The following is a 5,408-nucleotide window of genomic DNA, read 5'->3' on the forward strand; positions in this document are numbered from 1 at the left end:
CTCCGCTTGTCCACATACTTCAAACATTGAAAGCTGCTCATCCCCTCGAAAGATCAATAAAGCTCCCTGTACTTCTGCATCTTTTGCGGATAGGTCTTCCTGCGGAATGAGCATTTTCTTGGATATGCAGAGAATATGCCCTTGCTGTGATGCGAATGCCTTGATCACATCCTCGCAGTCAATGTCAATAATTTGAGAATCCGTGAGCATCTGCCAGCCAATGAAGCGAATAAACTCTTTTGCTGCATCTACATCGGCAAAACAAAAGACTGCAGGATGACATACGGTCTCACCCGGCTCCCTCTTCTGCAGAGAAAAGAGTGGTCGCACGCATTCGGCCAGTTGCTCCTCGCTGTTTGTCCGATAGACAAGCACCATATCCTGCTTCTTGAGCATTTCGACAGGGATCTCTGCCACGGATACATCCGCCGTCAAGAGGATTCGCCAGACCCGAACATCATCTTCGGTATGTGTCAAATCGGCTTTTTCTGTCCCTCGACAGAACCGCTTTACAGGAATGCCGCATTCGATCTCACGGGTCTCCCGATGAGGATCGTATTCCCGCAATGACGGCAGTATATCATCATGCTTGCACGCAATTCTAAGCTCGCGCGCACTCTCGTAGACTCGCATGTTCGCTCTCTCCTCACCAATTTGATTCCCTGCATACAAATAGAACCGGCTCAATTCACTATCCTTTGGGTACTGTATTTTTAGGGCATGGGCTGTGCGACAAAAACAAGGATTTCGTTCTTATCATGCACCTCAATCTGCCATAGAACATTGACCCCATCTGCAAAACAACCGGCGATGGCTTCCGATTTTTCCATCACATCGAACATGGACAGCTCTCCTGAGCCTCTGAAGATCAGCTGTACGCTCCGCGCTGCGCTGTTCCGCGCCGGCATATCCCCCCACGGGAGCGTTTCCCCTGAGATCCATCGCAGATTCCCTTTGGTCGATGCAACAAGCGGTAAAACATCATCCCATGTCGCACCAACCACCTGAGATTGACCTGGTACCCATAAGCCAGATCCGCAAAGATACGCCTTCGCAGAATCGGCATCTGCAAAGCAAAGGACGGCAGGTTCGGCATATCCGTTGCCTCTATCCTCCTGCAACGCAACCAACTGCTCTGCACAAGCGGCAAAGTTTTTCTCAGAATCCGTGCAGTAAACACAGATGGCATCCTGCTCTTTTAATACCTCAACCGACACGCTTTTTGCCTGCACGTCCGAAAGCAACATGGTCTTCCGCCAAGACACCGCATCCATGGGGACAGAACATTCATGGCCCTGTTCCGCTTGCGGATAAAAGAGACGCACGGGCATACCGCATAGAGGTTCACACTCCTCCACATGGGAATAATAGCGAGCCAGTGCAGAAAACACGCTCTCATCCGCACAGGCGAGTCTCACCCTATGATCCATCGAGGCATTCTCTTCATCTTTGAACATTTCCTCAAACATTTTTCTCCCTCTTTTCATCCGTTTCAGTCAAGACTGGATTTTTCTCAAAGTCTTATACAAATATCACATCCCCCCTAACTTCTGCGCCACATATCAATGGAGCTGGATCGCTAACATCAGGATTGTATCCATGCACTGATCTTATCCGTAAAATCCATTGCTTTCCGTTCAGGATGACCGACACGCAATATACGGATACCATCAGTCTTGGAGACAGCTTCTAGCCACGGCATATTCCTTTTTCCGATTTGACACTGTCCATCGACCTTAACCGTAAGGTTATCAAACAAATGCTGTATATAGTAGTCATAGTCTCTCGCCGTATAAAAGACGATCTTAGCGGGTTTAATAATTTTTATCTCTTCTTTTATGATTTCGAGTTGCGCAATACAAAAATCCTTCATCTCTCTCGTATTTTTATCTGTTGTCGATGAAACATTGCATTTTACCATGTTAGTGAAAGCAATATTCTCAATGCTGTCATTCCCAAACACGTTTTGACAAATCAATCTTGTATAACTCCAGTATCGTGACCAACGTGCATGCCACAAGTCGTCTCTGGAAGCAGTAAAGTTATTGTGACAATGCATCTCCGCGCTGCCTGGAGTATCGCGGGCTGTTTTTCCTACGAATAATACACGGTAAGGGTTTTCATAAAATTTTTTACCTACGCACCATGCGCCGATCGGCCCTTTGAGTTCAAGCCCCTTCTGGTCACAATAATTTTTACATGCTACACAAATGGGATTCGTGGAAGCATCATGGTGAACACTCAAATGTTTCGCTGCATACATTTCCAATATCTTTTCTTCGGCTGGACTATAAAAGTTCATATCGCTTATATATCCTCCTCGATTACCTAAAAATATCTTCAATAAGCAATGCAAGGAACACCTGCTATTGTCCCCTTGTTTTCTGATTCATCATCTTTCGGATATAAAAGGAGCAGATTATTTGCTCCAATCGTGCGCATTTCTCCCAACTGAGCGACCTTCCTTGCTGTCGTGATGAGGATTGCCTGCCCTGCATTTTTGTGGGGCTTATATATCTCCTTAAAATTTTCCCAACTTCCGCTTACGTTATCGTATACATCGATTTTTTCAAAGTGCCGCCCAAGTCTCGATGCCGACACACGCAAAGGTGACAGTAGCGAAAATGTCTCATCCCGCCATAAAAATACGCTGTAATCCGACAGCCGAAAATAATCCTCTCTTTTTATGAATCGAACGATAGCATCCAGAATTGGTGCTATCGTCTTTGCATCAGTTTCGCAGTCAATGATAATGACCACGCGATCATGCCCTGTCGTTATCTCGCGCAGTTCTACCGCACCTTCAATTCTGTACGACACAACATAATCGAGTCTATTTGGCAATCGATTCGTAAGAGCTCTCGCTAACTCTCTGTCAAACTTGCTCATTGTACCTCAACTCCGATCCGTGTATACCTATCATCGAAAACATCAGGATCCCTTTAGCTCCTTTGGTAAATGGCGATTGAAAAGCAATGATGCCAACATCTCCCTCGATGTGTGGCATATTCTTCCCACAAAAGTGATCGTTAGTGCATGCGACTTACCGATAAAAACTGCCCATCCAATCGATTGCATCGCAAATAGCTTCCCGCAGACTTTTCGGCTCCAAGACCTCCACATATTCGCCGTACTGCAGCGCCCAATATTTCATTGCCATTTCGTTGCAGACAACGGAAACAATGCGTCCATCCGCATCCTCCTGCACAATGCGGAACCCCTTGCCAAACCAGTCGATTAACGCATCCATATTGACCGCTCGGACGCGCATTTTCACTTGCACGCTCGCCCCACTGAACATATAGATGTGTTCTTCCATGTGCTTTGGCAGACTGTAGCCTTGGACAAAATCTTCCATTTGATCCATCGGCTTGACCTTCACATCGAGCATCTCCAGCTTCGTCATATAATCTAGGCGATAGTGAGAAAGTCGATTGCTTGTGTCGTAACTGCAGAGCAAATAATATCTACCCTGATTTGTCACCATCTGATACGGGTTCACGATGTACGGTTCTTCCCGCCTGGGGTGCAGCTGGAAGTCTTTGCCATAGCTGTTATAAGTGAAGCGAACCTTCCGCTCCTGTTCGATGGCATCGTTCAGCACATCCAAATTCAGCAGAACTTGCTTGTTGTCTGAGTGTATGAGTTTCGGCAGATGACAGACGTGCTTCACTTTGGCGCGGAAGTATTTGTTGCCAAGTCCTGTCAGCTTCTCAATCAACCGTTTCGCCTGTTTACCGGAAAGGGTACGGGAAAAGAGGACGCTGTCAATCAGCATCCTCAGTTCCGCATTCTCAAACTGGCGCGACATAAGGCAGATGCCGCCCTCCATGGAAATCTCATACCCCATTTCTCCCAAGAGCATAAGATTATTCTTAACCGTCTGTCGCGTACATGGAACGCCATAGTTTTTTTCCAGCAAATCCACGATTTCCATTTGTGTCAAGGGATGGTCGCTGTCTGTATATTGCTCCAAGATCTCCAAAATCAGCATATTTAGAGCCTTCTTATCCTGCAGCCCATAAGGATACATATTCTCACCTCCTGAAAAGGCAGCTCCTTTCAATCCGGTATGCGTCGATTCCTGTTGTTTTTGTCGGGCAAGTTTTTCTGCTAGTCGAGGAGAAGTCCATCCAGTTCGGCAACTTTGGCATGGATGTCAAAACCGCATTCGCCCTCGTTATAAAGCAAGGAAGCAGACTCCGACCATCCGCCGCCCATCTGCTTTCCTCGGACATACAATGCACGCGCCTTCTGCACATCAAACGCTTGGGGGGAAAGGTGACCTTCCCGAACCACCATTCGATCCATGAGCACGGGATACCCGTTGATGTCGAGCATGGGGCTGGCGCTCTTATCCGGCTCATCATCGTACATATTATACAGCTCAAACGCCCCCTCATAGCTGTTCCTTTCAACCTCGGAGTGCGCCTCGTTTCGCACAAAATAGCGGGTAATCGTGCGGATGCCATAGCCTTCAATGGAGTCGAGCTTGATCCGATCCTCTCCAAACCGGATAAATGAATGTTCTTTTCTGTTCATCGTGATTTCTCCCTTCATAAAGTAGAAAAGCAAGGACAGTATATCTCAGTCCCACAAGTCGCGAAATATTTGGCAAAGAAATCAGTGCTGTGCTACAATTGTTTGATAATTGCATTATAGCATATTCAATGTTAAAAATTTTTACCTTTTGGAGATTTTCAAAAACATTTCCGATGTTCCCAATTCCTATACGCTCACGTCCGCTCTATCCTGAAACAATACCGCCCCCCGTGTCCAGTTTTAGTTTACCACTTCAAGTATCAGCCGCAAAGCCGCACGGAACAAGGCTTCTCGGCATAGCAAAAGGGGGGTGCATTTGCACCCCCTTGGTCGAGATTTTGCACACCCCTGCCCGCAAAAACCGGACATGGCGAGCTAAAAACCAGTCACAGAATTCACGTTCCTAATGAGACTATGTAATAGAACTTCTTATCATCCATAGACAACATCATCCCAAGAGTCATCCACTGCTTCCTCGTCATCCTCCATCTCATCCCAATCCGTCACATCATCCGAGGAGGATGCCTGCGCGTCCTCATCCTGCATTGCCTTATAGATGCCATAGCCAAGAAAACCGGTTGCAAGAACTGCCGCCGCCATTCCGACTGTTTTGAGCGTGCTCATTTCGTCTGCCCCCTGTTCTTAGCTTTTCCTGATCTCCGCCATAATCGCCGACATGGCGTTATACGCCATCGCCGTCCCTGCGGCATTCGCCATCCAGCCCCGCGCGAACTCTGCGCCAATGCCGATCTTCGCCGCCTCCATGACCGCGTCCATATTCGCGCCGAAGAACACGAACTCCCAGCCATACTTCTCCTTCTGGTGCTCGATCCGTTCCTTGATCTGTGCCGCCGAATACCTGCGGC

General features: G+C 47.5%; 7 protein-coding genes and 1 pseudogene. All 8 read right to left on the reverse strand.

What is annotated here, in order from left to right:
• A partial coding sequence (locus tag AXF19_RS12460) for a hypothetical protein (RefSeq protein ID WP_237141623.1) occupies nt 1-633 on the reverse strand: 633 nt, incomplete at its 3' end.
• An 80-nt stretch (nt 634-713) separates the two neighbouring features.
• Entirely contained in the window at nt 714-1,469 is a 756-nt protein-coding gene (locus AXF19_RS12465) for a hypothetical protein (RefSeq protein WP_066849549.1), read from the reverse strand.
• 116 nt (nt 1,470-1,585) lie between these two features.
• Nucleotides 1,586-2,302: a hypothetical protein gene (locus AXF19_RS12470; protein ID WP_066849553.1), complete on the reverse strand. Its 717-nt coding sequence runs from the start codon at nt 2,300-2,302 to the stop codon at nt 1,586-1,588.
• Nucleotides 2,303-2,340: 38 nt separating this feature from the next.
• Nucleotides 2,341-2,889, reverse strand: coding sequence for a hypothetical protein (locus tag AXF19_RS12475; protein ID WP_066849555.1), 549 nt, complete (start codon nt 2,887-2,889; stop codon nt 2,341-2,343).
• A 154-nt stretch (nt 2,890-3,043) separates the two neighbouring features.
• Nucleotides 3,044-4,033: a helix-turn-helix transcriptional regulator gene (locus AXF19_RS12480; protein WP_066849558.1), complete on the reverse strand. Its 990-nt coding sequence runs from the start codon at nt 4,031-4,033 to the stop codon at nt 3,044-3,046.
• 80 nt (nt 4,034-4,113) lie between these two features.
• On the reverse strand, nt 4,114-4,542 hold the full coding sequence (locus tag AXF19_RS12485) for a hypothetical protein (RefSeq protein ID WP_066849561.1): 429 nt from the start codon (nt 4,540-4,542) through the stop codon (nt 4,114-4,116).
• Between the two features lie 432 nt (nt 4,543-4,974).
• The gene (locus tag AXF19_RS12490) at nt 4,975-5,166 is read right to left on the reverse strand and encodes a hypothetical protein (protein ID WP_066849564.1); all 192 of its coding nucleotides are present in this window, start codon (nt 5,164-5,166) and stop codon (nt 4,975-4,977) included.
• Between the two features lie 18 nt (nt 5,167-5,184).
• A pseudogene (locus tag AXF19_RS14770) lies at nt 5,185-5,408 on the reverse strand (hypothetical protein); the annotation flags it as partial.

Origin of the sequence: Selenomonas sp. oral taxon 126, from assembly GCF_001683335.1 — a bacterium.
In the GTDB taxonomy this organism is placed as follows: domain Bacteria; phylum Bacillota; class Negativicutes; order Selenomonadales; family Selenomonadaceae; genus Centipeda.

Bases quoted from the DNA above. Each gene is read 5' to 3' on its own strand.
- AXF19_RS12490 (WP_066849564.1), bottom strand. From the start codon at position 5,166: ATGAGCACGCTCAAAACAGTCGGAATGGCGGCGGCAGTTCTTGCAACC.
- AXF19_RS12485 (WP_066849561.1), bottom strand. From the start codon at position 4,542: ATGAACAGAAAAGAACATTCATTTATCCGGTTTGGAGAGGATCGGATC.
- AXF19_RS12465 (WP_066849549.1), bottom strand. From the start codon at position 1,469: ATGTTTGAGGAAATGTTCAAAGATGAAGAGAATGCCTCGATGGATCAT.
- AXF19_RS12480 (WP_066849558.1), bottom strand. From the start codon at position 4,033: ATGTATCCTTATGGGCTGCAGGATAAGAAGGCTCTAAATATGCTGATT.
- AXF19_RS12470 (WP_066849553.1), bottom strand. From the start codon at position 2,302: ATGAACTTTTATAGTCCAGCCGAAGAAAAGATATTGGAAATGTATGCA.
- AXF19_RS12475 (WP_066849555.1), bottom strand. From the start codon at position 2,889: ATGAGCAAGTTTGACAGAGAGTTAGCGAGAGCTCTTACGAATCGATTG.